The sequence below is a fragment of the Bradyrhizobium zhengyangense genome, from assembly GCF_022012435.1.
GTDB classification, from domain to species: domain Bacteria; phylum Pseudomonadota; class Alphaproteobacteria; order Rhizobiales; family Xanthobacteraceae; genus Bradyrhizobium; species Bradyrhizobium zhengyangense.
Genome location: NZ_JAKLUA010000004.1, coordinates 119,508 through 146,095, shown reverse-complemented (window position 1 = coordinate 146,095; position 26,588 = coordinate 119,508). Strand labels below are relative to the sequence as shown.

25 protein-coding genes and 1 pseudogene are annotated in these 26,588 nt (G+C 63.8%); 16 read left to right on the top strand and 10 right to left on the bottom strand.

The features are described 5' to 3' along the window. Positions 1–39: 39 nt before the first annotated feature. The gene (locus L6637_RS14990; RefSeq protein ID WP_237871098.1) at positions 40–729 is read right to left on the bottom strand and encodes a glutathione S-transferase family protein; all 690 of its coding nucleotides are present in this window, start codon (positions 727–729) and stop codon (positions 40–42) included. Between the two features lie 397 nt (positions 730–1,126). Here L6637_RS14990 and L6637_RS14985 point away from each other — a divergent pair, with 397 nt between their 5' ends. Then, positions 1,127–2,047, top strand: coding sequence for a transcriptional regulator GcvA (locus tag L6637_RS14985; protein ID WP_249798501.1), 921 nt, complete (start codon positions 1,127–1,129; stop codon positions 2,045–2,047). A 44-nt stretch (positions 2,048–2,091) separates the two neighbouring features. Here L6637_RS14985 and soxB read toward each other — a convergent pair. After that, positions 2,092–3,790 (bottom strand): annotated as a pseudogene (gene soxB / locus L6637_RS14980) (thiosulfohydrolase SoxB). Between the two features lie 45 nt (positions 3,791–3,835). Then, positions 3,836–4,069, bottom strand: a complete 234-nt coding sequence (locus tag L6637_RS14975) for a hypothetical protein (RefSeq protein ID WP_237866366.1) — start codon at positions 4,067–4,069, stop codon at positions 3,836–3,838. Here L6637_RS14975 and L6637_RS14970 point away from each other — a divergent pair. Then, positions 4,068–5,102 carry an ABC transporter substrate-binding protein gene (locus tag L6637_RS14970; RefSeq protein WP_237866367.1) on the top strand — a complete coding sequence of 345 codons (1,035 nt, stop codon included), beginning with the start codon at positions 4,068–4,070 and terminating at the stop codon, positions 5,100–5,102. The genes L6637_RS14975 and L6637_RS14970 overlap by 2 nt on opposite strands. A gap of 458 nt (positions 5,103–5,560) precedes the next feature. Continuing rightward, a complete protein-coding gene (locus L6637_RS14965; RefSeq protein WP_237871096.1) occupies positions 5,561–6,070 on the top strand; it encodes a lipocalin-like domain-containing protein in 510 nt (169 codons plus the stop codon). Between the two features lie 926 nt (positions 6,071–6,996). On the opposite strand, the gene L6637_RS14960 is transcribed toward L6637_RS14965, so the two are convergent. Together L6637_RS14960 and L6637_RS42590 are read right to left on the bottom strand one after the other, a co-directional pair. Further along, positions 6,997–7,164 carry a hypothetical protein gene (locus tag L6637_RS14960; RefSeq protein WP_237866369.1) on the bottom strand — a complete coding sequence of 56 codons (168 nt, stop codon included), beginning with the start codon at positions 7,162–7,164 and terminating at the stop codon, positions 6,997–6,999. A 162-nt stretch (positions 7,165–7,326) separates the two neighbouring features. After that, positions 7,327–7,908 (bottom strand): DUF1236 domain-containing protein, encoded by a 582-nt coding sequence (locus tag L6637_RS42590; RefSeq protein WP_333909376.1) that lies wholly within the window; start codon positions 7,906–7,908, stop codon positions 7,327–7,329. A 94-nt stretch (positions 7,909–8,002) separates the two neighbouring features. Here L6637_RS42590 and L6637_RS42585 point away from each other — a divergent pair, with 94 nt between their 5' ends. Continuing rightward, positions 8,003–8,350 carry a hypothetical protein gene (locus L6637_RS42585; RefSeq protein WP_338076574.1) on the top strand — a complete coding sequence of 116 codons (348 nt, stop codon included), beginning with the start codon at positions 8,003–8,005 and terminating at the stop codon, positions 8,348–8,350. Between the two features lie 316 nt (positions 8,351–8,666). Further along, positions 8,667–8,891 carry a hypothetical protein gene (locus L6637_RS14950; RefSeq protein WP_237866371.1) on the top strand — a complete coding sequence of 75 codons (225 nt, stop codon included), beginning with the start codon at positions 8,667–8,669 and terminating at the stop codon, positions 8,889–8,891. 635 nt (positions 8,892–9,526) lie between these two features. On the opposite strand, the gene L6637_RS14945 is transcribed toward L6637_RS14950, so the two are convergent. Continuing rightward, on the bottom strand, positions 9,527–9,928 hold the full coding sequence (locus L6637_RS14945) for a hypothetical protein (RefSeq protein ID WP_237866372.1): 402 nt from the start codon (positions 9,926–9,928) through the stop codon (positions 9,527–9,529). Positions 9,929–10,021: 93 nt separating this feature from the next. Here L6637_RS14945 and L6637_RS14940 point away from each other — a divergent pair, with 93 nt between their 5' ends. After that, positions 10,022–10,438: a hypothetical protein gene (locus L6637_RS14940; protein ID WP_237866373.1), complete on the top strand. Its 417-nt coding sequence runs from the start codon at positions 10,022–10,024 to the stop codon at positions 10,436–10,438. Positions 10,439–10,497: 59 nt separating this feature from the next. On the opposite strand, the gene L6637_RS14935 is transcribed toward L6637_RS14940, so the two are convergent. Both L6637_RS14935 and L6637_RS14930 read right to left on the bottom strand, forming a co-directional pair. Next, entirely contained in the window at positions 10,498–10,920 is a 423-nt protein-coding gene (locus L6637_RS14935) for a hypothetical protein (RefSeq protein WP_237866374.1), read from the bottom strand. Between the two features lie 91 nt (positions 10,921–11,011). Next, entirely contained in the window at positions 11,012–11,356 is a 345-nt protein-coding gene (locus L6637_RS14930) for a DUF1236 domain-containing protein (protein WP_237866375.1), read from the bottom strand. A 262-nt stretch (positions 11,357–11,618) separates the two neighbouring features. On the opposite strand from L6637_RS14930, the gene L6637_RS14925 reads away from it, so the two are divergent. The 3 genes from L6637_RS14925 (at position 11,619) to L6637_RS14915 (ending at position 14,392) form a co-directional block, all read left to right on the top strand. Then, complete coding sequence (locus tag L6637_RS14925; protein WP_377802876.1) at positions 11,619–12,263, top strand: response regulator transcription factor; 645 nt, start codon at positions 11,619–11,621, stop codon at positions 12,261–12,263. Between the two features lie 131 nt (positions 12,264–12,394). Next, positions 12,395–12,790: a PRC-barrel domain-containing protein gene (locus L6637_RS14920; RefSeq protein WP_237866376.1), complete on the top strand. Its 396-nt coding sequence runs from the start codon at positions 12,395–12,397 to the stop codon at positions 12,788–12,790. A gap of 201 nt (positions 12,791–12,991) precedes the next feature. Continuing rightward, positions 12,992–14,392, top strand: a complete 1,401-nt coding sequence (locus L6637_RS14915; protein ID WP_237871090.1) for a TAXI family TRAP transporter solute-binding subunit — start codon at positions 12,992–12,994, stop codon at positions 14,390–14,392. Between the two features lie 767 nt (positions 14,393–15,159). On the opposite strand, the gene L6637_RS14910 is transcribed toward L6637_RS14915, so the two are convergent. Then, positions 15,160–16,200: a Bug family tripartite tricarboxylate transporter substrate binding protein gene (locus L6637_RS14910; protein WP_237871088.1), complete on the bottom strand. Its 1,041-nt coding sequence runs from the start codon at positions 16,198–16,200 to the stop codon at positions 15,160–15,162. A 212-nt stretch (positions 16,201–16,412) separates the two neighbouring features. Beyond that, entirely contained in the window at positions 16,413–17,372 is a 960-nt protein-coding gene (locus L6637_RS14905; RefSeq protein WP_237871477.1) for a LysR family transcriptional regulator, read from the bottom strand. Between the two features lie 164 nt (positions 17,373–17,536). On the opposite strand from L6637_RS14905, the gene L6637_RS14900 reads away from it, so the two are divergent. The 7 genes from L6637_RS14900 (at position 17,537) to L6637_RS14870 (ending at position 26,572) form a co-directional block, all read left to right on the top strand. Continuing rightward, complete coding sequence (locus L6637_RS14900; RefSeq protein ID WP_237866379.1) at positions 17,537–18,157, top strand: UbiX family flavin prenyltransferase; 621 nt, start codon at positions 17,537–17,539, stop codon at positions 18,155–18,157. A 25-nt stretch (positions 18,158–18,182) separates the two neighbouring features. Next, complete coding sequence (locus L6637_RS14895; RefSeq protein ID WP_237866380.1) at positions 18,183–19,595, top strand: UbiD family decarboxylase; 1,413 nt, start codon at positions 18,183–18,185, stop codon at positions 19,593–19,595. 127 nt (positions 19,596–19,722) lie between these two features. After that, entirely contained in the window at positions 19,723–20,601 is an 879-nt protein-coding gene (locus L6637_RS14890; protein ID WP_237866381.1) for a helix-turn-helix transcriptional regulator, read from the top strand. A 104-nt stretch (positions 20,602–20,705) separates the two neighbouring features. Continuing rightward, positions 20,706–23,708, top strand: coding sequence for a xanthine dehydrogenase family protein molybdopterin-binding subunit (locus tag L6637_RS14885; RefSeq protein ID WP_237871086.1), 3,003 nt, complete (start codon positions 20,706–20,708; stop codon positions 23,706–23,708). Continuing rightward, the gene (locus tag L6637_RS14880) at positions 23,705–24,520 is read left to right on the top strand and encodes an FAD binding domain-containing protein (protein ID WP_237866383.1); all 816 of its coding nucleotides are present in this window, start codon (positions 23,705–23,707) and stop codon (positions 24,518–24,520) included. Before L6637_RS14885 ends, L6637_RS14880 begins: the two co-directional genes overlap by 4 nt. Then, positions 24,517–25,035, top strand: a complete 519-nt coding sequence (locus tag L6637_RS14875; RefSeq protein ID WP_237866384.1) for a (2Fe-2S)-binding protein — start codon at positions 24,517–24,519, stop codon at positions 25,033–25,035. Before L6637_RS14880 ends, L6637_RS14875 begins: the two co-directional genes overlap by 4 nt. Continuing rightward, a complete protein-coding gene (locus tag L6637_RS14870; protein WP_237866385.1) occupies positions 25,028–26,572 on the top strand; it encodes an AMP-binding protein in 1,545 nt (514 codons plus the stop codon). Before L6637_RS14875 ends, L6637_RS14870 begins: the two co-directional genes overlap by 8 nt. Positions 26,573–26,588: the final 16 nt, after the last annotated feature.

The window sequence follows — 26,588 nt, the reverse complement described above, 5'->3', positions numbered from 1 at the left end:
GCGGCTTCTATCGTTAGCGCCGCGCGCCAGCCGAAATGGTCAGTATTTCGGCCGGTGCGAAGTGGCCCATTCGCGTGCGTGTTCGATCGGCAAGCGTTGCACGGACGCGCGCAGCCTTTGTGTCGCCGGCAAATGGTCCATGCGCTCCCGCCAGCGGCAGAAGGCCGGGAACTTGGGATACATCGACTGCCCCTCGGCCGTGAGGCTGAAGGCAAACGTGCTCGGCAGCAGGTAGAAATCCGCGATCGAGAGCTCGTCGCCGAGCAAGAAGTCCTTGCCGTGCGCAAGCTGGCGCTCGGCGACCGAAAGCGCCGTCTCGACTTTTGGCAGCGCATGCGCGACGACTTTCTCGTCAGAGGCAATTCCCAGCTCCGGGAAAACCAGACGCTCATGCGTCACGTGGTAGATCATATAGGGGTAGTAGTAGTTATTGACCGCGCTGATCCACTGGTTCATACGCGCCCGCGCTTTGATGTCTTTCGGCGTCAGTGACACGCCGCCAAAGGCCTCGTCGACATAGGCGGCGATTGCACTCGTTTCATAGACGGTGAGATCGTCATGCCTGAGGATCGGTACGCGATTGAACGGGTGTAGCGCCAGGTGATCGGGCTTCCCCATCACCGGCTCGAGGTCATGGAATTGGTAGGCTACGCCCTTGTGAGTCAGGATTAGGCGAACGATGTTCACAAAAGTGCTGCGTGGAAAACCGTAGACGATCGGGTCAGACATCCGTTTTTCTCCTCTGGGTTAGAGCATGAACCAGAGCCAGAACGGCTTGGTAGCCTCACACAGCGCCTGTTCGCGAGTTAGTCCCAGATCCTTGAGCAGATGCGGGTTATCGGCAATCTCGCGCAGGCCTCTGCGTTCGTGCTGCCGGTCGAGCCAGCTCCACCATCCCTGCCGCCGAACGGCTGGCTTGATTCCTGAGCTGAATTGATGAAGCGGGGTGGCCGGGTTCGTCGCCGGCACGGGAGGGATCGACCGGGGGACGGTCAGCAGGATGGACATAGATAGCTCCAAATGGCTTGAAACGCTGCGCTGGAGCTGTTCAATAATGCTGCGGGATGCTTCCCCGCAAAGCATCGTTTCTCCTGCCTGCCTTAGTTTTTCTCATGAAGTCGGTTCGATGCGCCCACGCCTGCCGCCGCTCAATGCCCTGAAGGCTTTCGAGGCCGCTGCGCGCCACGAGAGTTTTACGCGCGCGGCCGAAGAGCTTTGTGTGACCCAAGGCGCGGTAAGCCATCAAGTGAAAGCGCTGGAGACGGAGCTTGCGCTCAAGCTGTTCAACCGCGAGCGGCAGCGGTTGATCATCACCGAGGCCGGTCGCGATTATCTCACGGTGGTGCGCGACGCGCTCGACCGCATCGCCATCGGCACCGAGCGGCTCTTGCAGCGGCAGAATGCAGGCGTGCTCACCGTCTCGACCTCACCAGACTTCGCCGCCAAATGGCTGGTGCACCGGCTCGGCCATTTTGCGGAGGCGCACAGCGGCATCGACCTGCGGGTTTCCGCCACGCTGCATCACGTGGACTTCGCGCGGGAGGAGGTCGACCTTGCGGTCCGCCATGGCGACGGCAACTGGCCAGGGCTGGACGCGGTGCGGCTGAGCCCTGAACAGCTTTTTGCCGTCTGCAGCCCGAAGCTGCTGTCCGGCAAACGACGCTTGAGCAAACCCGCCGACATCCTGAAGTTTCCACTGATCCACATGGACAGTCGCGCCGACTGGAAGAATTGGCTTCAGGAAGCCGGACTTGATGATGCCGCCGCGACTCACGGCCCAGTCCTCAACCGCGCTAGCATGGTGATCGACGCCGCAATCAACGGACAAGGCATCGCGCTGGCGCGTACCGCTCTGGCGGCATGGGACCTCGTCAACCGCCATCTGGTGCGGCCGTTTCCGTTGTCGCTTCCGCTGTCGAAGACCTACTGGATTCTCTGCCCCAAGGCGACCGCGAACCTGCCGAAGATCGTGACGTTCCGCGAGTGGCTGCTCTCGGAGGCCGCAAGCGACTTGCGTCGGCTCAAAAAGCTCGGCGCGCCCAAGTGAGGTTATCAACTCGGTCCGGGTCGGCAAAGGGAGAGGCTTGCCGCCTATCTGTCGACAACTGATATCGCTGAAACAGACGATGCGGTGACGACCCTCTTGCGCGCGACATATCGCTCAAGCAGATCCCAGATAGGGGGTCCCTCGACCGCGTCGCCCGTGCAGCCCCAGCTTGCAACCATGTAGTCGCGGGAGGATTCGATCGGCTTACCGGTCTTCAAGATCACCATGTCCGAGATCCGCTGTCCGATCGGCTTGCGCCGATCAATGGAATACCCGACGCCGCCACAGCGGATCATGTCGCCGCCCTGCTGGTAGTAGGGATCAGGATGGAACAGGTTGTCGGCAACGTCCTCCATGATATTCTTCAAGCGTTCGCCAGTCAGCGGCGCGCGGCAGACTTCGGGATAGGCGATCGAAGTCATGTTGTGGATGTCCTCAACAGTGATCGGCGCGCCGGGCAAGAGGCTCGTCCCCCACCAGAAGCCTGGCGAAAAGCGCGATCTCGGCGTCGCGCTCCTCGAGCAGTGCGGCACAGATCATGTCGTCGGCGCTGCAGTCGAAGCGACCACGCCGGTAGAGAAGGCTATCCGAGCGGCCTACCACGCGGGCAAGCTCCGCCGCGAACGGCGCGCGAACCTTCGCAATCTGCGCTTGCACCTCGAGGTCGGGACGGATCACGTCCGAGAACAGCGGGATCAGCTTGAACAGATAACCCTCTACGCGGCCGCCGCGCACATCGAGATCGAGGCGGGCGAGGAATTTGCCGTGGCTGCCGCCAGCCACTAGCAGCGTTTTGCCGACCCGGACGACCTGCGGCCACGGATCATGCGTATGGGCAGTCAGGATCACGTCGATACCCTCGACCCGTCTAGCGAGCTTACGGTCGATGCCAAACCCGTTATGCGAGAGCAGGACGACCAGCGCGGCCCCTTGCTGCCTGGTCTTGAGGACGGTGGCCTGCAGGTCTTCCTCGCGAATGCCGAAACTCCAGTTGGGAATCAGCCTGCGCGGAATGCCGAGCCCGGTGAACGGAAACGCCTGACCGATGACGGCAATTCTGATGCCGCCACGTTCGATCACGGAATAGGCCTCGAACACCGGATCCTGCCACTCATTGTCGCGCATATTCTGGGCAAGGAACGGACAGCCCAGCGCTTCGACCAATTCCTTGACTCGGGCCTCGCCATGCGTGAATTCCCAGTGGCCGGTCATGGCGTCGGGCTTGAGCAGCTTGAGGTATTCGACCATGTCCTGCCCGCGCGTCCTGTAGGAGGTCAGCGAGCCCTGCCAAGTGTCGCCGCCGTCAAGCAGCAGAACCCGCTCGGCGCCGCGCTCGGCACGAGCGGACTTGACCACGGTCGCCGTGCGGTCGAGGCCGCCGATCCGGCCGTAGGCATTTGCCAGTTGCTCAAAATCTTCCGAAGTCAACGCGTGGGCGGCACCTGAGCCGGCCGGGATGCCGAAATGAGACAGAAGGTCCTTTGCTTTCGCCCCTTCCGGCAAGCCCATGACGCTGCCTGCGCCGACGTTGATCGAAGGCTCGCGCAAGTAAGCTGGCATCAACTGACCATGCAGATCGGCGATGTGCAGTAGGGTAATGTTGCCCATCGGTTCGAACCTGAGGAGTTCGGCTTCAGTCAGCCGTTGCTGGGCAGTAACGCGGCCCAGTTGTCCGAGGCCGTTCGCAGCGGCCAGCGTTGCGGCTGCTACGCCGACCTGAAGGATTTCGCGTCGCGTTGCCAAATTGAACTCCTCGGAAACCAAGCTTGTACAAGCGATTCTGTGCGGCTAGTGGCGGATGCCGGGAACGCTAAGTTTTTGTCCCGCGTTCTGGCTCGCGAGATAGAGCTCGAGGTCGCCATATTCGGGAGCGTCGGGGGGCAGATCGTCAGCCCAGATGGCGACTTGGCACCACTGGAAGCGCTTGCGGATATCCCACACCGACTGCTGGCTGGTGCGCCAGGTCGGGAAGTGATCGAACTGTCCGCGGAGTTCGCCGAGCCATTGGCTCAAGGAAGGCATGCGCGAGCACGGTTTGGTCGAGGGCGAAAACGTCGTATTCCATGAACGGATCGCATACGGGGACTCGACGAAACTCGCCGGATACGCGCAGGACATGGTGCGGCTCCGCGTCGATCTGATTGCAGCGGTCGGCGCAGTGACCGCGCGCGCAGAGAGAGCTGCCACGGCCGCGATTCCGATCGTCTTTGCGGTGGTCGTACAGCCGGCCGGGGACGAGCTCGCGCGTCCTTCGGGCGACCCTTTGGCAAACATGACAGGCGTTACGACCTTTGACGACGGCCATGCGGCGGCCCAGATCGCGCTGCTCCGCGCGATCAAGCCTGACCTGACAAGGATCGCCTATCTGTCCGACGCAGCCGTCTCCGATTGCCTTCGCAATGCCGGCACGCGCGCCGCGCGGGAAGCCGGTCTGCACGCAATCGACCTGCGTGTCGTCGGGCCTGAACCCGATCTGCAGACGGCCTTCGCCAGGATGGGCCAAGATGGCACGCAAGCTCTCGTGGCGCTGGAAAACCCGATCATCGGCGTTCATGCCGTCCAGATCGCGGAGCGTGCTCTGGCGCAGAACCTGCCGGCCTTGGTTGCGCTGGAACAGGCCGGCGCCGGAGGCCTTCTGAGCTACGGAACATCGCTTGGGCAAGCTGCCCACCGCATGGCGGGGCAAGCCTGCCGTCTCCTCGAGGGCCGTTCCGCAAACGAGTTGCCGATCGAGTCCCTGTGTTGCCCGAGCCTTGTCGTGGACATGCGCGCTGCGCGCCGCCTGGGCCTAACGGTTCCGCCGGAGGTGCAGCAGCGTGCGGCTCGGACTTCAGTAGCTCGAGGGTTCGCGCGGGGTCGGGTCGATAGCCGCCGGCCAGCCGAACGGGGAAACCATTTCCCGCGGTCGCGACACACTGCTGAAACCGAACGGGAGCACCCTGTTCGCATTAGATCGGATGGGGATTTGGTCATGTGGACATTCATCGAAGTTCTTTATCGCGACTATTGCCTCGCCCGCCTGCAAGAGATGCGGAAGCTCGAAGCGTCGCACTAGCCGTGGACAACACGAAATATCCCATCGCGTCGACCGTCCTGTCCGCGTTCGTGATCGGCGTCGCGATCCGGGCCGTGATGGGTCGCTGACTGACCATCCGAAAAAGCCCGTCTCTCGTCTTGTATCGAATCCCTGAGACGCTTCCCTCCGAACGCAGTAGGCAATGCAGGACCAAACCAATCTATTTCAGGATCTCGACCGCATTATCCACGACGCGCAGCATCGCCGGACCGCCGACCTTCTCGGGTGGCTGACGCGGTTTCTTTCGGAACGCCGACGGGCGAGAGATGCGGGCCGAGCACGCCCTGCCGACCTCGCGCCGACAAGCCGATCCGCCGCAGGTCCCGTGCCCGGTTGATCGCCGCTCAAGCCGCGCGATCACAACACAGTGCGGCGACGCGCTACCGTCGGCCCGGATTTGCGGGCAGCATTTCCGAGGCAGAAACGGAGAACGCGATATGAAACACCGTTGGATCCTTAGCTTTTGCGTCATCGCGGCGCTGGGATTGTCTCTTCCAGCGGACGGAGCCTGGGGGCAGCAATCAACCCTGAAGGACGAACTCGTCGGAACATGGATGGCGGTCTCTTGGGAGCAGAAGAAGAACGATGGCACCACATTGCAGCAGTTCGGAGCGAGCCCGGCGGGCATGGCCGTCTTCGACGCTGGCGGGCGGTACGTCATCACGGTCATGCGGTCGGATCGCGCGAAAAACGCCAGCAGCGCGCTTTGGCAGGGCACTGCCGAAGAGAACACGGTTACGGCGAACGGGACCCAGACCTACTTCGGAACATACTCGGTGAACGAGGCGGACCACAGCATCGCGATTCATGTCGCAGGGAGCTCGTTCCCGAATTGGAACGGCACGGACCAGAAGCGCTTTGTGGCGATCACAGGAGATCGGCTCACGCTCACCATCCGTCCGCTGAGCGGAGAGGTCGTCGACGTTGTTTGGACACGCGCGAAATGAATGCGACGAAGTGTCGGTGTCTGAGCGTCGCCGAACTTGAGATTGCTGACTCGAATCCGCCTCTCCCAAAAAAGCCGCTCCCGCTCCGGTAGCCTTATTCCAAGCGAGCTGCTTGAAAATCGTCTTAACGCCGTCGTCCCGGGGACGGAGTCAATAGCAACAAGGTGTCTCCATCGATAGAGACATCGCGCTTCAGGAGCGGTAGCCGTTTCGTAGGGAAGTAGAGATCCGCCCACGACGCTCAAACCGATCGCTACAGCTTCGAGGATTTGCGCCTGTATCTGATGCGACGCAATTGGGCTCCTCCACCTTTGCGCCGAACACCAATGCCTATGTCCAGGGTCTCCCGCTCGATCAGCCCGGCCTCCCACAGCCGATCGAGTGTCTTCGCGACTTCAAGCGTTTCTCCGCCGGAAATTCTTTGAATCTCGGCCGCCGTCTGCCAGTCGGGGCCAACCAGATTCCCCAGTCTTCTATCGAGCGGGACGCGTCCACCCTTTTCCATAGTTCAGAAGCTTTCTAGGCTTTAGTCGCCCTCCAGATCCCCCCGCACTTGGCGGTGCCCGAGTATCCGCTCCACGTGCCCGATCCGCTTGTCGCGTCTAGTCTCCCGGTGCCCTCGGCATGCTTGTCCTGAACTGTCACGGAGGCCCGCACCGCGCCGCTCCTCGATACGCGGCCCCGAAACCTGACAAGGTTCGGATGAGAAATGTTGCCATTCGAGACGTTGACGTCGAAACTATAGCTTGGGTCGCAAGATCCGGATCGCGTCTCGAAGATTAGATGCCACGAGCCGTCGAAGGCGTCGCTCCGATAGGAACGTGCCTCGGCGGAACCGAAATTGCCGAGAACCAGGCAGACCTCCGTCAAGCTGGCAACCAAGCGCATCGTCGTCATCACCTTAAAAATAGGCCTAATGGGTCTCGTCAACCCCTGTCCGGCAGAGAAGCGCCTTGCGGGTCCAGCAGCTTGAGAGCGGTTTCGATCTTGGCGAGCAGCGCCTGGATTTCGGCGCGCTCATTCGGGGCCGGATCGGCTCCGAGCCGCGCCAGCAATTGTTTTTTCTGTGCCGTCAGCCTTGCGAGAGTGGACATACGGTTCATCCCAGATTGTCAACGAAAGGGCCGCTCGGAAAGCGGCCCTTGTCTTGCTTGCCAGTTTTAGCGCCGAAGCCAAACCGTTGCTTGGGCTGCCGCTGCAATGGCCCCCAATCCTGGTAGCAACGACCGGGGGCCATCGAAGTCAGCGTAGCGACATCAGTCGATCTCTTCGATGACGCGGCGTTCGCGCGGCTCGACGATGTAGGTGTGGCTGTCGCGGTTGATGTACCGATACTCGCGCAGCGTCGGCGCGTCGCGATAGACCTCCTCCGGGAAAGTCTCGACCTCGACGCCCTCGGGCACGCGCTCGCCGGTCCGGATCTCGGTGCGGACGGTACTACCGGTGGTTACGTGCTTCTCACGCTCGACCGGCCGTGCCCTCGCGTGCTTCCGGATCACCTCGCGGTCGCGATCGCTGAAGGTGGTCTTGCGCTCCTCGCTGCGGGCCGGCGCGGAAGCCGTCGACCTGCCGGAATACGGCAGCGTGGCGACGATCTTGTAGCTGGACGGCTCCACGATGACGATCTCGTCCTTTACGATCACGAAGTCGTAGCCGCGGTACTGCGGAACGATCTCGACCACGTCGGCCGGCAGCTGCTGCAGGCGCACGTCGCGCGGAACGACCGTGCCGACGGACACCGAGAAGTTCACGCTGGTGAGCGGCCTCACGTCGAGACGCGCAATCGACTGGCTGACGCGGGTGCGCTGCTGATCGTTGATGTTGATCGACGCGTTCACGTTGATCGAAGACCGGTCGGCATTGTTCTGCCTATCGTTGGTCCGCTGCGCGGCGTTTGTGGAGTTCGAACCGGTCTGATTCTGCTGCGCCTGGTTGCTGCTCGACGCCGGCGGGTTGGCCGACTGGGTCGAGTTGCCGGAAGGCTGGCTAGTCTGGGCCTGGTTCGACTGCGGAGTGGTCGTGTTCGTCTGCGCCTGGCTCGGCGAATTCGAGGATGCCGGGGCCTGCGAGGTGCTGGTGTTGTTGCCAGAGTTGGGCGCCTGGCCAGCTGCGCTCTGGCTCGGGGACGAAGGCGGCTGCGTCTGGGCCGAATTTGTCGACGAAGGATTCGAGGTCTGCGCGGAGTTGCTGGGCGCGGCGCTCGACGTCGACGGGCTGGTGGTCGAAGCCGACGGCGAGCTCGTTGTCGAAGGTGTCGAAGTCGACGTGGAATCCTGCTGACGCTGCGCCGACGGCGCGGTCGTCGAGGTGCTCGGCGAAGACTGGGCGAAGGCCGAAGTCGCAATCGCGACGAAGGCGGTGGTTGCCAACAAAAGACGTTTGTTCATCTGAACCTCCTGAAACATGGTGCCGATCAACATGCAACGTCACCTTCAGTTCCAATCGGGAATTAACGGCAATTTTTTTTCGCTCTCTTTCTCGAAAGCCGTTACGATGAGGCCTTTCCACTGCTGCATCGGAATTGGGAAAAAGAGGAACTTTAGGTCCGCGCTCTCGTTTGCGTGATACTTGAAACGCTACTGGAGGAGAGGACATCATGAAGAAACTGATCTTGTGCAGCGCTCTCGCCGCTTTCGCCCTTGGCACCCAGGCCGCGAGCGCCGCGGAGTTCTACATCGTGCGCGACGCGACCACGAAGAAGTGCACGGTCGTCGACAGCAAGCCGACCACGACCACCACCACGGTCGTTGGCGACGGCGTGTACAAGACCAAGGTCGAGGCGGAATCCGCCGTGAAGACCACGAAGGTCTGCACCGAGTAACTGAAGGGCCGCCAGGTCCTTCCGATAGAATCGGAATGGAGGAGAACGTCATGCCCGTCATCTTGTTGTGGGCTGTCCCCGCAGTGATCTTCGTCGGCGGTGCCGGATACTTCCTGATTCACATGCACTGAACCGGTTGACGACGGAGCGGCCCGTCCGGGAAAAACCCGGCGGGCCGTTTTCTTTTGATGGACGCGTCTGCTTTTCAGCCCTCGACCACAAAGCGCAGCGCCATGACGATCGCGGCGGAGGCGAGACAGGAGATCGCGAGCAAAGTCCAGTAGGGCCTGGTGCTTCCGCGAGCCGCCCGCGCAACGAATGCTCTTAGCCGTCCTAGCATTCCTCTCTAGGGAGCCGGTCGAGATAAGCTATTCCGAAGCTCGCGAGTCCTTCGGTATCGCTTCGTCGTTCTTCCCATCTCCTCCGCAGATGACGCTGCAGCAGGCAACGCCGGTCATCTCGAGCGTCGATGCCGGGGTGCCGCGACCGGTACACCGTCCATGCCGTCTCCGCGGCAGTCTTCAACACTACATCGTCGAACATCGTCGCGCTCCGGCCGCCGGCATTTGCATCCGACGCAAACTCAACGCGCGCATAAAAGTTTCCAGTTTTTCCCGATCTGTACGCGGAGGCGTCTACGCCTTGGCACTTGCTTTCTCGCGTGCCGCCCGGCGGCGTTGCAGGCGCCTGCTTCGGGCGCTCCTTGTCCGGGCGAGGAGCCTTGGAGTGGCCTTCTCGGAGGCGGGGATTGCAGCGGAAGCGCCTGGCTTCGCTTGCGCCTCGACAGGCCTTCCTTCCATGAAGTCGAGCACCGCGCGCCCCTTATCGGTGATCCGCCATCCGCCGTTCAGGCGCTCGACCAGTCCCTGCGAGAAAAGGTCGAGATCGGGGACGCGGGCGGCAAGGCGACGAGTTCTGTCCGCCCACTCCCGGCCGCTGGTGGCCAGGATAGCCATGTCCCGCTTGAGATCCGCCATGACGGCGAACCCGTCGGGATAGCTGACGAGGATCTTGAGCACCGTGACCTGGAAGTTCACGCCGTATCCTGCTTTGCCGAATGCCGCCGCAGTAGCAACCATTGCCTATTTTTCCCGTTAACGGCCGGGGCACGCAATGAGAAAGGAATTCCGATGAAGAAGATTGCAATGTCGGCGCTCATGGTCGGCGCCCTCGGTTTGGCTTCGGTGGCCACGACATCTCCCGCCGAAGCTCGCTGGCGGGGTGGTGGCTGGGGCCCGGGCATCGCCGGCGGCCTCGTCGCAGGTGCCGTGATCGGCGGGCTTGCGTCCTCGGCGTACGGTTGGGGCCCCGGCTACGGATATTACGGCGGCCCCGGTTACTACGGCGCCGGCTACTATGGCGGCCCGTACGCCTACGACTACGGGTACGACGAACCCTATGGCTGGGGCGGCGGCTACACGAGCACCTACTACAGCGCCCCTGTCTCCTACGGCTACCGCTATCGGCGCGTCGTGCGACCCGCCTACGCCTACTATGGCGGATCCTATCCGGTGGTTCGACATCGATGGCATCGTCACCACTGGTAAACCTGTCGGTCCGACGCAGAAGAGGCCGCGCTCCGCAAGGCGCTGCCTCTTCCTTTTCTCTACCTCCATTCAGCTGAAAACCGGTCGTGTCGGTCGAAGGCAAGCTGCGGCTCGGGTACTCTTTTCGATGGCTTGGCAACGCGCTTGGGACGCGGACGAGGCGCTGTGGAGAAGCGCATCGGCTGATCGTTCTTGGACTCCGGAAGAGGCGCTGCGGGCGCGGCGGCCATGGCTTCGCGTCCAAGCTGCTGCGGCCGTTCAGCCACCGAATCGGCCTGCGCGATGGCTGGAAGGTCGGACCGCGGACGCGTATCGAAGACGATCCGGTCGGGAAGTCTTCTCGCCGAGGTGATCCGGATGATGGTTCTGTCCGGCTCGGCCGCCGCTGCGCGTTCGACGGGAGCCGGCAGGTATCGGCTGGCCGCGAAGAGCAACGCCAGCAGCAGCGCGCCGACGAAAACGAAGTACCGGATGATGGGCATGGACGGCCGCTCGCGGGGAAGGAATCAACACTCGGCGGGCGCCGGATTGATGTCGGGGCGGGCCACTGTTCGGCGACCCACCCCGAAGGACTTAGTCGATCTCCTGAACGACCGTGCGGGTCGACGGGTCGACCAGCATCACGCGTTCCCCGGAGTAGACGTAGCGATACCTGGTGAGAGATGGACCCCAGTCGGCGGGCACGGCCTCGAGCTCCACCTCGCGCGGCACCGGCTGACCGACGACGATCCTCTCGCGGGTCTCCACCGGGCGGATTTTGTGTTCGGTCACGAAGGTGCGGATCTTCGTGCGGTATTCCGGCTCGATCTGGACCGCGGCGGTGTGACCCGTGCCGGTGGTGGTGACGACCGTGGACTGTGCCATCGCGCCCGTCGAGATCAGCGCGGCAACCGCGCACGTCAGCATCAGCTTCTTCATGAATATCTCCCTCTCCGCAACATGCGGCCTGCGAGAACACGCGGATGGTGGCAAGGTTCCGGTTTTGTGAGAGGCCGATTGCCTGTTTTTCCCGGCTAGTGCATTTGCTTGCAGCCTCGGCGTGCTGCGGCCGCCGAGGAAGAAGCGATCTGGATGCTTCGGCAACTTGCGCTCTTCGAGCGCTTCGCTCGTTTTCCGTTGGGATGATATCGAACCAATGGCGCGTGCCCGGCGTTCCTGTCGCGTGAATCGAGGATCGTTGGTGCAGGATAAGACAAAATCGGTGGTGCGGGTGCTGGTCGTCGACGACCATCCTGTCGTCGTGACGGGATGCCGCGCGCTGTTCGCATCGGACCATTCCGTCGAAATCGAGGAAGCCTTCGACGCGAAGACGGGCCATCAGGCGTACTTGCAGCAGCATCCGGACGTAACCGTCGTGGACCTGAGACTTCCAGACCTGACGGGTTTCGAACTGACGCGCCGGATCCGTAAGGACGATCCCGCCGCGCGGATCGTCATGCTCAGCGTGAGCGATGATCCGGCCTTCGTGGTGCGCGCCGTCGACATGGGCATCCAAGGATACGTCTCAAAGAGCGACGATCCAAAGATCCTGGCCGAGGCCATACGGAAAGTTGCAGCGGGTGGGCGCTTCGTATCGCCTCGCTTGGCCGAAGCGACGACCTTCGCCGGCGCCGAGATCAAAGCCAGCCCGTTGACACAGATGAGCGCACGCGAACTCGAAATACTCAGGCTGCTGGGAAGGGGAGACCGGATAGCGGAAGTGGCATCCGAACTCGGCATCTCCTACAAAACCGTCGCGAACGTCACTTCGGCGCTCAAGACGAAGCTGGGCGCCAAGAGCCACTCGGACCTCGTCAGGGTGGCGGTTGAGATCGACCTGCACTGAGGGTGAGGCCGACAGCGCTCGCTTCGCGCAAACCCCACGCCCTGCTGCACGGCGCTCAGCCCGTTCCAGCATCGGAACATTTGCCATTTTATCCCGTTGGATGGGTCCATTACGAAACGAGGAGTTCGGATATGAAGAAGAATCTTGCGATCGGATGTCTGCTGGCCGCGACGACGGCGACCGGGGCCTTCGCTGCCACCACCGTGCTGACCGCGGCCCCGACGGAAAGCTGGACTGTGACGAACTACTACAAGCAGGCTGTGTACGATCCGAAGGAGAGCAAGATCGGCGACATCGATGATGTCCTCGTCGACAAATCGGGCAAGATCACGGGACTCGTCATCGGGGTGGGCGGGTTCCTCGGCGCGGGCGAGAAGGACGTCATCGTGCCGTTCAGCGCGGTCAAGACCGCCAAGAAGAACGACAAGTGGTGGCTGACCCTCGACGAAACCAAGGACGACCTGAAGGGCGCCCCGGGCTTCAAGTACGATCGAGCCAGCACCACCTGGGTGCCGGAAAAGAAGTAACTGGACCATCGCGGAGAGCGAATGCGATCGAAGCGCTCGCTCTCCGATCCAGGCGTGGGATCTCGGTTGTGACCCGTCCGCCCAATCCATGAGAGGCAGCTTCTCGATATAACCGATGCAATGAGGGAAGCTCGGCAGGAAAATAAAAGCGGCGCGTGAACCGATCCCTGAGCCACTCGTTTGGTGGCGGAGGCTCTGCCGATGACCCCGTCTGACCCCGGCCAGATCGCGCACAATGGACGCCAACGAAGGCTGCTGGTGGTGCTGGCGCTGGGATTCATCGTCTTCGCTGCTGCCGCCGCCGCTCTCTACTATATCCTGCAGCCCGAGACCCTCCGGATCGCGGTCGGCCCCGCCGGCAGCGACGACCATCAAGTGGTTGAGGCGATGGCCGAGGCCTTCGCCGATGAGAGCAGGTCGGTCAGGCTATCTCCGATCACAACCGAAGGCGCGGCCGAGTCGCTCGCACTGCTGGGCGCCGGTAAGGCCGACCTCGCGGTCGGTCGCGGCGACCTGAGCATGCCGTCGGACGCGCAGACGTTGGCCGTGCTGCGGAAGAACTACATCGTCCTGTGGACGCCATCCGGACGGCCGGGCAAGGAATCCCGGAAGAAGCCGAAGGGGACGATCGGAGAGATCGCCGATCTCGCCGGCCACAAGGTCGGCATCATCGGAAGGACCGGCGCCAATCTGGCGCTCCTGCGCACCGTTCTGGTCGGCTCCGGCGTAGAGCCGGACAAGGTGACGACGGTTCAATTCGGGACCGATCAGATCGAAAAGCTTGCGCAAGATACCTCCCTCGACGCCTATCTCGCGGTCGGTCCGCTCGACAGCAGGATCACGGCCGACGCGATCACCGCGACCTCGCGATCGCGCGGTGCTCCGAAGTTTCTTCCGGTCGATGCATCCGAGGCCATCGCATTGAGGCAACCGCGCTACGAAGCCGAGGAAATCCCGGGCAGCGTCTTCAACGCGAATCCGGCCTGGCCGGAGGACAAAGTCGACACCATCAGCGTCAGCCATCTCATTGTAGCCAGACGGGCGCTATCGGAGACCAAAGCGGCGGCCTTCTATCGCCAGCTGTTTGCGGTCCGCGACGCGATCACGCGACGCGTCGCCGGCGCCGCTCACATCACCAAACCCGACACGGAGAAGGAAACCGAGCCCTCCGTGCACCGCGGCGCCGCAGCCGTCATCAACGGGACGGAGCGTACCTTCCTGGATAAGTACAGCGACTACTTCTGGTTCGCCCTGCTTCTTCTCTCCGGCATCGGGTCGGCCGCCGCCTGGCTGCGCCGCTATTTGAACAGGGACGACCGGGACGACGACACCAGCCGCCGCAACCGCATCTTGGCGTTGGCGTCGGAGCTTCGTGAAGCGGGGTCCGAACAGGATCTGTTGGCATCGCGACGAGAAGTCGATGCGATCATCGCCGAAACGTTGAAGTGCTACGACGACGGAACGATCGAACAGGAGGACATGGTAGCGTTCAGCCTCGTCCTCGAACTGTTCGATCATGCCCTTGCAGACAGACGTGCGGCGCTGGAGAGCGGTCCGGACCCGGCGAGATCTCCGAGCCCGACGCTGGCATCGCGCCGGTAGGCCTCAAGCGCGGTGGCTCCGCCGCGGTCGACCGGTTTCTGCGCCGCGCGTGGGGTGAGTGAAGAAGGCGCTAGCGAAGTTTTCCCACGATCTCACGAAGATCTGCGGCATATTACTCTGCGATCCGACGCGCCTGCTCCAAACGCGAGGGCTTGGATTCCGACGGCGCGCTCAGCTGGTTCTGGTCGTCTGGCTGGTTCATGCGGATCAAGTTCGCTGAGTCCGGCGGCCGACCCTTGCGCTAGCTCAAAGCCGCCACGGAGCCATGTCGACGGCGTCCTAACGACTAGGTGAAAGAAATCGAACGGCCGGACCAGCGCGCTCCCGCTCTTTGACGGTATTTGAACCTTCGCCGAAGAAGCGCGGTAATTGCGGCCCTGCCTAGGCAGGCAGCGCCGATCAGTCGATTGACTCCAATAGGTAGCGAAATGATGAGGATCGCGAGGAGCTCGAATTTTTCTGTGAATTCAAGACCAAAGAATTGGAACGGCCGTACCGCCGGCATTTGTCCGTCAGCTCCTAGGATTTGTGTTTGGAAATCAACGCGAAAGTACCTTCCCGAATAATCGAGTGGGAGTAGTAGGGAAGGCGGCTGTCACGTAATTTGGCGTGGTTTGGTGGGGATGTTCTCACTTCCTCTCATATTCGAGCGTTGACCCCATTGAACCCCGATCGGTGCGTGAATTCCACGTGCTTCCGCGGGCAGAGTATTGTAGCGCATCATAGCGTGCAGAACAGCCAGAGCCACGAGAAGCAAGGCCTCGGAGTCACATCGGCTCGATGCCAATCTTCTTGATGATCCTCGCCCATTTCGCGGCTTCCGAGGTCATAAAGTCCTTCAGGCCTTGCGGGTCCATCACCAGCGGCTCGGCGCCCTGTTCGACGAAGAGGGCGCGCACTTTCGGATCGTTCACCGCTGCGACCATCGCCTTATATAGCTTTTCGACCACAGCTTTCTCGGTGTTCGCCGGCGCAAGCAGCGCGAGCCAGGCCGCGCTCTCGTAATTTTTAAGGCCGGCCTCGGCCGCGGTCGGCACATCCGGCAGTGCCGTCATGCGCTTGTCGTTGGCAACCGCGAGCGGACGTGCATCACCGCTTTTGATCAGACCGAGGACATTCGGCAGGAGTTGGAAGCCGAGCGGGACCTGTCCGGCGATGAAGTCCGGCGTGTAGGCGGCGATGTTGCGGTAGGGCACGTGGGTCAGTTCGGCGCCGGTGAGTTGCTCGAAGTAGGCGGCTGCCAGGTGCTGCGAGGAGCCCACGCCGACCGTCCCGTAGTTCAGCTCGCGCGGATGCGCCTTGGCGTAGTCGATCAGCTCGGCCAGCGATTTCGGCGGCAATTTTGAGTTGATCACGATGACATTCGGCAGCGTCGCGAACAGGCCGATTGGGGCTAGATCCTTCAGCGGATCGTAGGGGAGGTCCTTGTAGAGCGACTTGTTAGCGGCCAGCGGCCCGGAGGTGCTCATCAGCAGCGTGTAACCGTCGGAGGCTGCGTGTGCTGCGGCGGCAGTGCCGATATTGCCGCCGGCGCCGGGGCGGTTGTCGACCACGAAGGCCTGCCCGAGAGATGTGGACATACGGTTGAGCAGGATGCGCGTGACGACGTCGCTGGCGCTCCCGCCGGCAAAGGGAACGAGCACTTGCACCGGCCGGGCGGGATAGTCCTGTGCTCGTGCAGGACTAAGTCCTGTGGCGGCGAGCACAGCGCCCGCGCCGAACGACAGCAAGGACCTGCGGCTGAGGTGAAAGCCGTTGGCGCACGGCGCCGTGCTGTCCGTGATCTTGCCGCGACCGAATGGTGTCATCTCGGACTGGACCTCCCGACTGTGTCTTGTTCTGCAAGACCTGGAATCGTCCGGGACAGGAGTCGTCGGTGATGAGCGCCAGGTTCGCGAGTTTCTGCGCCTGGACCGTATTTAGCAGGCCATTGCGGCCGTGATGCCGGCTGGTCTCAAAACTTACCAACGCGTCTCATTTTGCAGCGGGCGCGACATCTTGTCCGTGCGGAATTCTGCATTCAGGAGATCGGTTTCCTGCGCGCGTTGCGCGAAGGCGAAGTTGCGTTGCGCGAGGCGGGCTCCACGAACCCGCTCGCCATGGCGGCGGCCTGCGCAAGATCCTGGCTGATGACGTCGAGCACGGCCTTGGCCGCGACCGACACGGCGCGCCTGGGGTGATGCACCCAGGCAATCGAGCGCACGATCCTCTGCTCGTCGAAGCGATGCGCCCGGATGCTGCCGCTGGCGAGCGATTGCCGGAGCGCAATGGTCGGCAGCACCGTCGCGAAATCGGTTGTCGCGATCACGTCGCAGAGCGCGGGCAGGGTGTCGAGCTCAAGGCGTGGCCGCAGGTCGATTCCGATTGCGGCGGCATGCTCGTCGAGGATCAGGCGCAGGCCGTGGCGCTTCGACGGCAGCACGAGATCGACCTTGGCGATGTGGTCGAAGCGTAGTTTTGCAGGCGGCCTGATCGGCCCGTCCTTCCGGCAGGCGAACACCATCTCTTCGTCCATGACATGTTGCGCGGCTAACGGCGTCTTGCGGCGCGGCACGTTGATCAGCGCGAAATCGAGCTGGCCGGTGCTGACCCAGTCGATCAGCGTTTCGGTATAGCCCTCGCAGACCGACAGCATGATCTCTGGATAGCGGCTGGCGACGGTCGCCGACGACCTCGCCATCGTGCTCTGCGCCACCGAGGTGATGAGGCCGACCGAGACGCGGCCCGAGATGCGCCCGCCGAGTTGGGCCATCTCCTGTCGGGCATATTCGGCGTCGCGCAGGATCGGCGCCGTCAGCCGCACCAGCGCTTCGCCGGCGCTGGTCAGCGTCATGCCCTGGACGCTACGGTCGAACAGCTTTTGACCAAGCTCGGCCTCGAGTTTGGCGATCTGCATGCTTAGTGCCGGCTGCACGATGTTGAGCTGGCGCGCGGCCCTTGTGACGTTCTTTTCCTCGGCTAGGCACAGGAAATATTGCATCTGCCTGAGTTCCACTGGCCTGTCCTTCGGTCGCTGATCTCCTGTTATCATCACAAATGATCGTCTGCATAATCAATCATTATTTGTGATGATGGATGCAACCACCTAGTCTGGCCACAGACCGGGTAACCTCGGGTGAAGTTCCAGGGAGCGAAACCAGACCTATGCAGGACGCCAGCCCCAAGCGGATGATTATCGGCATTTCCGGCGCCTCGGGCGTCACCTATGGCGTGCGCCTGCTGCAGCTTCTGCGCAATGCCGGCGTCGAGACGCATCTCGTGATGTCGAAGACCGCCGAGCAGACCTTTGCCTACGAGACCGACCTGAAGATCGCGGAGGTGAGGGCGCTCGCCAACGTCAACCATGCTATCGACGACATGGCCTCAGCCATCGCGAGCGGCTCGTTCCGCACCGCCGGCATGATCGTGGCACCGTGCTCGATGCGCTCGATGTCCGAGATCGCCTCGGGCGTGACAACGACGCTGCTGACCCGTGCTGCCGACGTCGTGCTTAAGGAGCGCCGCCGTCTAGTGCTGATGGTGCGCGAGACTCCGCTGCACACCGGGCACCTCAGGACCATGACGGCGCTATCGGAGATGGGCGCGATCGTCGCGCCGCCCGTGCCGGCCTTCTACGTCAAGCCGGAAAATCTTGAAGACATGGTCGAGCACACCGTCGGCCGCGTGCTCGACTTGTTCGATATCGACATCGGCGTGGTGCGCCGCTGGGGCGAGGACGAGGCCCTAAAGCGCCGCTCGCCGACGCTGCGCAAGATCGCGCCCTGATTTGAGACCTTGAGGATAGACCCGTATGGCAATGGACAATGTTGCGAGGAACGCGCCCGCCGATCTGCGCGCCTGGCTCGCTTATCTTGCCGAGCGCGGCAAGCTCGCGATCGCGCGCGAGGGCGTTGCGCTGGTGGACGAGCTCGCCGCCATCGCCAAGCGGCTGGAGCGCGACAGCGCGGTGCTGTTTCCGCGCCCTGACGGGCACGCGATCCCCGTGGTCGCGAACCTCTTTGCCGGCCGCGACTGGGTCGCCGATTCCATCGGTGTGACCGAGGACCAGTTGCTGCCGCGGTTCCTGGCGGCTGCCAGCCATCCGTTGCCGACGCACGAGGTCGCGAGCGGTCCAGTGCAGGAGGTCGTCCATGACGACGTCGACCTGCTGCGCCAGCTTCCGGTCCCCAAGCACAATGAGCGCGACAGCGGCCCCTATATCACAGCCGGCCTGCTGATCGCTCGCAACCCGAAGACCGGCGTCCAGAACGTCTCGATCCATCGTTGCCAGATCTCCGGCAAGAACCGCATCGGTGTACTGCTGCTGCCGCGGCACACTTTCTCCTATTATCGCCTCGCCGAGCAGCTGGGCCAGGCGCTGGAGATTGCGATCGTTATCGGCGCGCATCCGGCCTTGATGCTGGCCTCGCAGGCGATCGCGGCACTGGACGAGGACGAGATGGCAATTGCCGGTGCGCTGTTAGGCGCGCCCGTCGACGTCGTGAAGTGCCGGACCAATTCGGTCCGGGTTCCCGCCCATGCGGAGATCGTGATCGAGGGGCGCATTCTGCAAGACGTGCGCGAGCCGGAGGGGCCGTTCGGCGAATTCCCCCAATATTACGGCCCGCGCGCCAATCGCGAGGTGATCGAGGTCGACGCAATCACGCATCGCAAGAAGCCGATCTTCCACACCATCGTCGGCGGCGGCTTCGAGCACCTGGTCCTCGGCGGCGTGCCGCGCGAGGCGACGCTGCTCCAGCATCTGCGACGCAGCTTCCCCAACGTGCTCGACGTTCGACTGACGCGCGGCGGTACCTGCCGCTATCATCTCGCGATCAAGATCGACAAGGCCAATGACGGCGAGCCCAAGAACATAATGATGTGCTCCTTCGGCGCGCATTACGACATCAAGCAGGTGGTCGTCGTGGACAAGGACGTCGACATCTCCTCGTCGGACGAGATCGAATGGGCGGTGGCGACGCGCTTCCAGGCTGATCGCGATCTCATGGTCGTCTCAGGCGCGCTCGGCTCTAAGCTTGATCCGACCACCGACAACGGCATCAGCGCCAAGATGGGCCTAGATGCGACCGCACCGGTCAGCGCGCCCGAGCTCGCCTTCAAGCGCATCCGCGTCAAGGGCGAGGAGGATGTCGATCTCGTCACCGCGTTGCAGGCCGACCCCAGCGCCGCCATCGTGCGGCTTCTTGCGGAGGCACGAACGTGATCCGATCAACGCGTGCGAGAAACTTGCGTCGGTTTGCGCGGTTGGAATATGAAGCGGGTGCCGCTTATAGTGCCGCGCGAATGAGCCAACCGTGTTGCAGCGCAATGCTGTCGGGAGGAAGGAACTGATGTCGACGGCCCTGCGCATCGCTCACGGCGCTTTCGGCAGGGTCGCGCTGCTCGACATGGACCGTTCGCTGGTCCGTCACGCTCATCATCACTGTCACGTCCTGCTCAAGGTTGAGGGCGCCGACACGCAGTTCCTGGTCGGCGACCAAGTCACGCCGCTTACCGATGCCGCGGCCGTGCTCGTCGACGGCTGGAAGTCGCATGCTTACGTGCACGACGTCAATCGTCCGCGCACGCTGATCATGGCCCTCTATATCGAGCCGGAATGGCTGAAGGAGTTTCGCCCCGGTTGGGCCGCCAGCGGCGCGCCGGGTTTTTTCGAGCGTCCTTCGGGCGAGGTATCGCCGCGCATCCGCCAACTCACGCTGCATCTGGCCGCTGAAATGATGGCGAATCCGGATGCGGTGCGCACCCATGAGCAGACCCTGTCTGATCTGATGATCGCGGTGATCGAGCGTTTCACGCCCTGGCGCAGCTTTCCGACCTCGATCCGCGGCATGAGCGCGGTGGGCTGCGACTGGCGCATCCGCCGCGCCATGGACGCGATGCGCGTCCACGATTCCTTTTCCAATGTCGATCAGTTCGTGAAGGGCGCGGGCCTCTCGCGCGCGCAGTTCTTCCGCCTGTTCGACGCTTCGCTCGGCGTCTCGCCGAAGATCTATCTCAACGTCGTGCGCATGGAGCGCGCGCTGGAGGCGGTGATGCGCGAGGAGACGCCGCTCGGCGAGCTCAGCGAGCGTTTTGGTTTTCCAGAGCCGGCGCATTTCACGCGTTTTTTCCGCGATCATGCCGGCGTCAGCCCGCGCGAATTCCGCAACGTCTCGCGTCTCGCGGGGCGATGCTCGCGGATCGATGCTGCGCTGCACTCTCTCGAATGAGACGATTTGGTAAGTCGTGAGAGTGCGCGGTATGGCTCCCGCACGCCCTGTCCTGACAACTGTCACCGTCGCGTCAAAGAGCGCGTCGGGAGGTATGCCGGGACATGTTGCAGGCGGTCACATCCGCAAATCCGGGGAGTGGCGACGAACCGTGGGTCGGGCGTTCGATCGAGCGCGTCGAGGACGCTGCGCTGCTGTCCGGCCGCGGCCGCTTCATCGACGATCTCGGCGTCCAGCCCGGCTCGCTGCATGCGACCATCCTGCGCTCGCCGCACGCCCATGCCGACATTCTCTCCATCGACGTTGAAGCGGCAAAGCGCTGGCCGGGCGTTGCCGCGGTTCTGACCGGCAGCGACGTCAAGGCCGTCACCACCAGTCTCGTCGTCGGCGTGAAGGCGCCGGTCGAGTGCTGGCCGATTGCGATGGATCGCGTGCGCTATGTCGGCGAGCCTGTCGCTGTGGTCGTGGCGACAGATCGCGCGTGCGCGGAAGACGCGGCTGAGCTGATCAATGTCGACTATCGTCCGCGTGGGGCCGTCGTCGATCCGCTGGGCGCGATCTCGACGGGCGCGCCGGTGCTGCATGACGGCTTTCCCGGCAATCTCGCCAGCGACCGTGCGTTCCGCTATGGCGACCCCGACACAGCCTTTGCGGACGCGCCGCATCGGTTCTCCATCGATATCCGCTACCCCCGCAATTCCTGTACGCCGATCGAGACCTACGGCGTCATCGCCTCGCACGATGCCGGCGAAGATGCCTATGAAGTTCTCGCCAATTTCCAGGGACCGTTCAGCATCCACACCGTGATTGCGCGTGCGCTGAAGGTGCCGGGCAATCGCTTGCGGCTGCGCACGCCGCCGGATTCCGGTGGCAGCTTTGGCGTCAAGCAGGGGGTGTTTCCCTACATCGTGCTGATCGCCGCCGCTGCGCGCATCACCGGGCGGCCTGTCAAATGGATCGAGGACCGGCTCGAGCATCTCACCGCATCGGTGTCGGCGACCAACCGTGCGACGACCTTGGCGGCGGCGGTAGCCGCCGATGGCAAGATCCTCGCGCTCGACTGGGATCAGGTCGAGGATTGCGGCGCGCATCTGCGCGCGCCCGAGCCAGCGACGCTCTACCGCATGCACGGCAATCTGACCGGCGCCTATGACATCCACAACGTCAAAATCCGCAACCGCGTCGTCGTCACCAACAAAACGCCGACCGGTCTCAACCGCGGCTTTGGCGGACCGCAGGTCTATTTCGCGCTGGAACGACTGGTGCAGCGCATCGCGATCGGCCTCGGCCTCGATCCGCTCGATGTCATCAAGCGCAATCTGATCGATGCCGGCGCGTTTCCCTATCGGACCGCGACGGGTGCGTTGCTCGATTCCGGCAATTACCAGGAAGCCGTTGCGCTCGCAGTCGAGCAGGGCAGGCTCGCTGCACTCAGGGCGAAGCGCGATGAGGCGCGCGCACAGGGGCGTCTCTACGGCATCGGCTTCACCGCGGTGGTCGAGCCCAGCGTCTCCAACATGGGCTACATCACTACCGTGCTGACCGCCGCCGAGCGCCGCAAGGCAGGTCCCAAGAACGGAGCGCAGGCGACCGCGACCGTCGGGCTCGATCCGGTCGGCAGCGTCACGGTTCACGTCGCCTCGGTGCCGCAGGGGCAGGGGCATCGCACCGTACTGGCGCAGGTTGTTGCGGACGTCTTTGGCCTTCATCTGAAGGATATCCGCGTCAACACCGAGATCGACACCGCCAAGGATGCCTGGTCGATCGCATCGGGTAACTACGCCAGCCGTTTTGCCGCGGCGGTCGCGGGCACCGCCAAGATCGCTGCCGAGCGCGTCGCCGGCCGCCTTGCGCGCATCGCCGCCAGTCAGCTCAACGTCGAAGCGACCGACATCGTGTTCGCAAGGGGCTTCGTCGCCTCCAGGCACAATCCGGAGAACCGGATCGCGTTCTCGCGCGTCGCTGCGCTCAGCCATTGGTCGCCGGGCTCGCTGCCCGACGATGCCGGCCAGACCATCCGCGAGACCGTGTTCTGGACGCCGCCGGAGCTGACGCCGCCCGACGAGGATGACCGCATCAACTCCTCGCTCTGCCACGGCTTCATCTTCGACTTCTGCGGCGTGGAGATCGATCCGACCACGCTGGAGACGCGGATCGACCGCTACGTCACCATGCACGATTGCGGCACCATTTTGCATCCCGGCATGGTCAACGGCCAGATCCGCGGCGGCTTTACCCAGGCGCTCGGGGCCGCACTTCTTGAGGAATATGCCTATGCCGAGGATGGTAGTTTTCTGACGGGAACGCTTGCCGACTACCTGCTGCCGACCACCACAGAGGTACCGGAGCCCGAGATCTTCCACATGGAGACGCCGTCGCCGTTCACGCCGCTCGGGGCGAAAGGCGTTGGCGAAGGCAATTGCATGTCGACGCCGGTGTGCCTTGCCAATGCGGTCGCGGATGCGCTCGGCGTCGCCGACGTCACGCTGCCGCTGGTGCCGGCGCGGCTGGCAGGATTGGTGCGCGGCGCTGAGCCGCCGCCACCTGCGGGCGGCGCGACTGCCGCGCCCGCGCGCGGAGGCGATCGGCGGCTGCGCGGCGAGGGGCAGGCTTCGGTGAAGGGTGCGCCCGAGCAGGTCTGGGCCATGCTGCTCGAACCCGCCACACTGCAATCGGTCATTCCCGGCTGCCAGCGCGTCGACAAGATCACCGACACGCATTTTCGCGCCGACGTCACGCTCGGCGTCGGTCCCGTCAGCGGGCGCTATCGCGCCGACGTCGAGCTGTTCGATCTCGATCCGCCGCGCGCGGTGAGGCTGCGCGGGGGCGCCACCGGCGCGCTCGGGTTTGGTAACGCCGAGGGACGGATCACGCTCGCACCTGACGGCAACGGCGGCACGAAGCTGACCTACAGCTATGACGCCGCGGTCGGCGGCAAGGTCGCCAGCATCGGCGGCCGCCTGCTCGACGGCGCGACGCGCGTCATCATCGGCCAGTTTTTCACCGCGCTCGCCCGCAAGGCCGGCGGCGGCAGTGCAGAGAGCGGCGGCTTCTCGCTGTTTGCCGTGCTGGCGAAGCTGGCCAGCTTGTTCGGGGGGCGCCGATGAAGCCGCCCGCATTCGACTATCTCCGCGCTGAAACCACAGGCGACGTCCTCGACGGCCTCGCGCAGCAAGGCGGCGATGCCCGCGTGCTCGCGGGCGGGCAATCGCTGATGGCGATGCTCAACATGCGCCTCGCCAAGCCCAAACTGCTGATCGACATCATGCGGCTGAAGGAGCTCCGCCAGATCGAACGCAAGGGTGATGCAATCGTCATCGGCGCCGGCGTGCGCCAGGCCGATCTCTTGGCCTGGCCTCAGCTTGCCGAAACGCTGCCGCTGGTCGCGCTGGCGTTGCCCTGGGTCGGGCACATGCAGACGCGGAGCCGCGGGACCATTTGCGGCTCGCTCGCCCATGCCGATCCCAGCGCCGAGATGCCGCTGACGCTGGTTGCGCTCGGCGGCGAAGTGCTTTTGCGCAGCGCCAAGCGCCGCCGCCGCGTTAGCGCCAAGGACTTCTTCGCCGGCATGATGCTGACCGCGCGCGCCGATGACGAGTTGATCGAAGGCATCTCGTTGCCTCTCGTCAAGGGATCACGCGTCGCCTTTCGCGAGGTCGCGCGCCGTCACGGCGATTTCGCCATCGTCGCCTGCGCCGCGATGAGGACGCCGACCGGCGTGCGTCTCGCCGTCGGGGGCGTCGCCGACGTCCCGACCGCGCGCGATTGGCCTGTTCTCGACGGCAGCGCGCTCGACGACGCCCTCAATGCCTTCGCCTACGAGCTCGGTGCGCGTGACGACGTCCACGCCACCGCGCGCTACCGCCGCGACCTGGTCCGCCTGATCGGCCGCGATCTGATCGGCGAGGTGCTGCGATGACCCGTCTCAAGGCCGATCAGCGCCACTCCGTGCGCTTCACGCTCAACGGCAGGCCCGTCGAGGGAGAAGCCGAGCCGCGCATGCTGCTGTCTGATTTTCTACGGCATCAGTTGGGCGCGACCGGGACCCATGTCGGCTGCGAGCACGGCGTCTGTGGCGCCTGCACCATCGTCGTCGACGGCATGCTGACGCGGTCGTGCCTGACGCTCGCCGCGCAGGTCGACGGCTGCGAGCTCAAAACGGTCGAAGGGCTCGCGCCCTCAGCTGACCGGCTCGGCGTGCTGCAGCAGGCGTTCCGCCGCAACCACGCGCTCCAATGCGGCTTCTGCACCGCCGGCATCTTGATGTCGCTCGACCATTATCTCGCGACGCATCCGGCGCCGACCGAAGCTGACATCCGTGACCTCCTCAGCGGCCATATCTGCCGCTGCACCGGTTACACCCCGATCATCCAGGCGGCGCTGGAAGCCGCCGCCCAGCTCGCTTCATCCACAAAAGAGACGTCAGATGCTTGATCTCGCCAGCAGCTTCACGGCCAGCGCCGCGCGCGATCCGAACGCGATTGCCCTGGTCGACGGCGACCTTCGCCTGACCTACCGGCAATGGTACGACAAGATCTCCGCGCTGGTGGCCTCGTTCGATCGCCTCGGTCTCAAGCCCGGCGACCACGTCGTCACGCTGCTGCAGAACCGCTGGGAGGCAGCGACGCTGCATTGGGCCTGCCAGTTTGCCGGCCTCGTCATCACGCCGATCAACTGGCGCGCCAAGGCGGACGAGCTCGATTATTGCATCGAGAACGCCGAAGCCTGCGCGGTGTTCTATCAGGATATTTCCGCCGAAGCGGTGCAGGGCTCGGCGCTATCAGGCAGGCGGCTGCGGGTATCGGTCGATCCCGGGATCGGCGATGCAACGAGCTTTGACGATCTGATCAAGGATGGCGCGCCGGATGCCGAGCCGCGCGTCGGCGCCGATGCTTGGTCGATCATGCTCTACACGTCGGGGACGACCTCACGTCCGAAAGGCGTGCCGCGCCGGCATCGTGCCGAGCGGGCCGCGGCGATCGCCCATGTCGCGCAGAATCTCTACGGCCGCGGCGAGCGCACGCTCGGCGTGATGCCGCTCTATCACACCATGGGGGTCCGCTCGCTGCTGGCGATGTCGCTGATCGGCGGCAGCTTCGTCTGTCTGCCGCGCTATGACAGCCGCCAGGCGCTGGCGCTGATCGTGAAGGAGGCGATCACCAACCTCTACCTGGTGCCGACCCTCTATCACGACCTCGTTCATCACGAGGCCTTTGCCAGGACCGACGTTTCCAGCGTGCGCAAGCTCGGCTTTGCCGGCGCGTCGATGACCGATGGCCTGCTGAAGAAGCTGAACGAGGCGTTCGAGCCCGACCTGTTCGTCAACCATTACGGCAGCTCCGAGATCTACACCTTTACGATCGACCAGAACGCGACGGCAAAGCCCGGCTCGGCCGGCAAGGCCGGTCTGAACCAGCACGTCAAGGTGGTGCGCATCGGCGCGAAGTCGATCGCAGAGCTTGCCGCGGTCGGCGAGGAGGGCGAGATCATCGCGACGCTGAGAGGCGACGAGGCCTTTGAGGGCTATTGGCGCCGTCCCGAGGCCGACGCCAAGTCGCTGCGCGAAGGCTGGTATTTTACGGGCGACACCGGCTTCGTTGATCCCGACGGCGATCTGTTCGTCACCGGCCGCGTCGACGACATGATCATCACCGGCGGTGAGAACGTCTCGCCGGTCGAGATCGAAAGCTGCCTGTCGCTGCATCCCGCCGTGGACGAGGTTGCGGTGGTCGGCGTTGCCGACGAGAAATGGGGCAAGATCGTCGCCGCCTTCGTCAAGCGCAATCGCGCCGTCTCCGACGTCGAGCTGGAGCAGTTCTGCCGCACCTCGGGCCTTGCCAATTTCAAGCGGCCGCGCCGCTACGTCTTCGTCGACGCGATCCCGAAATCGCCGGTCGGCAAGCTGCTGCGGCGACTGCTCGTCGCCGGAGAATACGAGGCCGAGCGCCTGCCGCCGTCGGACGCGGCCTGATCATCACCCATCAACG

Excerpts from the sequence above, each read along its gene's own strand:
- L6637_RS14990 (WP_237871098.1), bottom strand. The coding sequence starts at position 729 with ATGTCTGACCCGATCGTCTACGGTTTTCCACGCAGCACTTTTGTGAAC.
- L6637_RS14985 (WP_249798501.1), top strand. The coding sequence starts at position 1,127 with ATGCGCCCACGCCTGCCGCCGCTCAATGCCCTGAAGGCTTTCGAGGCC.
- L6637_RS14970 (WP_237866367.1), top strand. The coding sequence starts at position 4,068 with ATGCGCGAGCACGGTTTGGTCGAGGGCGAAAACGTCGTATTCCATGAA.
- L6637_RS14975 (WP_237866366.1), bottom strand. The coding sequence starts at position 4,069 with ATGCCTTCCTTGAGCCAATGGCTCGGCGAACTCCGCGGACAGTTCGAT.
- L6637_RS14965 (WP_237871096.1), top strand. The coding sequence starts at position 5,561 with ATGAAACACCGTTGGATCCTTAGCTTTTGCGTCATCGCGGCGCTGGGA.
- L6637_RS14960 (WP_237866369.1), bottom strand. The coding sequence starts at position 7,164 with ATGTCCACTCTCGCAAGGCTGACGGCACAGAAAAAACAATTGCTGGCG.
- L6637_RS14950 (WP_237866371.1), top strand. The coding sequence starts at position 8,667 with ATGAAGAAACTGATCTTGTGCAGCGCTCTCGCCGCTTTCGCCCTTGGC.
- L6637_RS14940 (WP_237866373.1), top strand. The coding sequence starts at position 10,022 with ATGAAGAAGATTGCAATGTCGGCGCTCATGGTCGGCGCCCTCGGTTTG.
- L6637_RS14935 (WP_237866374.1), bottom strand. The coding sequence starts at position 10,920 with ATGCCCATCATCCGGTACTTCGTTTTCGTCGGCGCGCTGCTGCTGGCG.
- L6637_RS14930 (WP_237866375.1), bottom strand. The coding sequence starts at position 11,356 with ATGAAGAAGCTGATGCTGACGTGCGCGGTTGCCGCGCTGATCTCGACG.
- L6637_RS14920 (WP_237866376.1), top strand. The coding sequence starts at position 12,395 with ATGAAGAAGAATCTTGCGATCGGATGTCTGCTGGCCGCGACGACGGCG.
- L6637_RS14915 (WP_237871090.1), top strand. The coding sequence starts at position 12,992 with ATGACCCCGTCTGACCCCGGCCAGATCGCGCACAATGGACGCCAACGA.
- L6637_RS14910 (WP_237871088.1), bottom strand. The coding sequence starts at position 16,200 with ATGACACCATTCGGTCGCGGCAAGATCACGGACAGCACGGCGCCGTGC.
- L6637_RS14905 (WP_237871477.1), bottom strand. The coding sequence starts at position 17,372 with ATGCAATATTTCCTGTGCCTAGCCGAGGAAAAGAACGTCACAAGGGCC.
- L6637_RS14900 (WP_237866379.1), top strand. The coding sequence starts at position 17,537 with ATGCAGGACGCCAGCCCCAAGCGGATGATTATCGGCATTTCCGGCGCC.
- L6637_RS14895 (WP_237866380.1), top strand. The coding sequence starts at position 18,183 with ATGGCAATGGACAATGTTGCGAGGAACGCGCCCGCCGATCTGCGCGCC.
- L6637_RS14890 (WP_237866381.1), top strand. The coding sequence starts at position 19,723 with ATGTCGACGGCCCTGCGCATCGCTCACGGCGCTTTCGGCAGGGTCGCG.
- L6637_RS14885 (WP_237871086.1), top strand. The coding sequence starts at position 20,706 with ATGTTGCAGGCGGTCACATCCGCAAATCCGGGGAGTGGCGACGAACCG.
- L6637_RS14880 (WP_237866383.1), top strand. The coding sequence starts at position 23,705 with ATGAAGCCGCCCGCATTCGACTATCTCCGCGCTGAAACCACAGGCGAC.
- L6637_RS14875 (WP_237866384.1), top strand. The coding sequence starts at position 24,517 with ATGACCCGTCTCAAGGCCGATCAGCGCCACTCCGTGCGCTTCACGCTC.
- L6637_RS14870 (WP_237866385.1), top strand. The coding sequence starts at position 25,028 with ATGCTTGATCTCGCCAGCAGCTTCACGGCCAGCGCCGCGCGCGATCCG.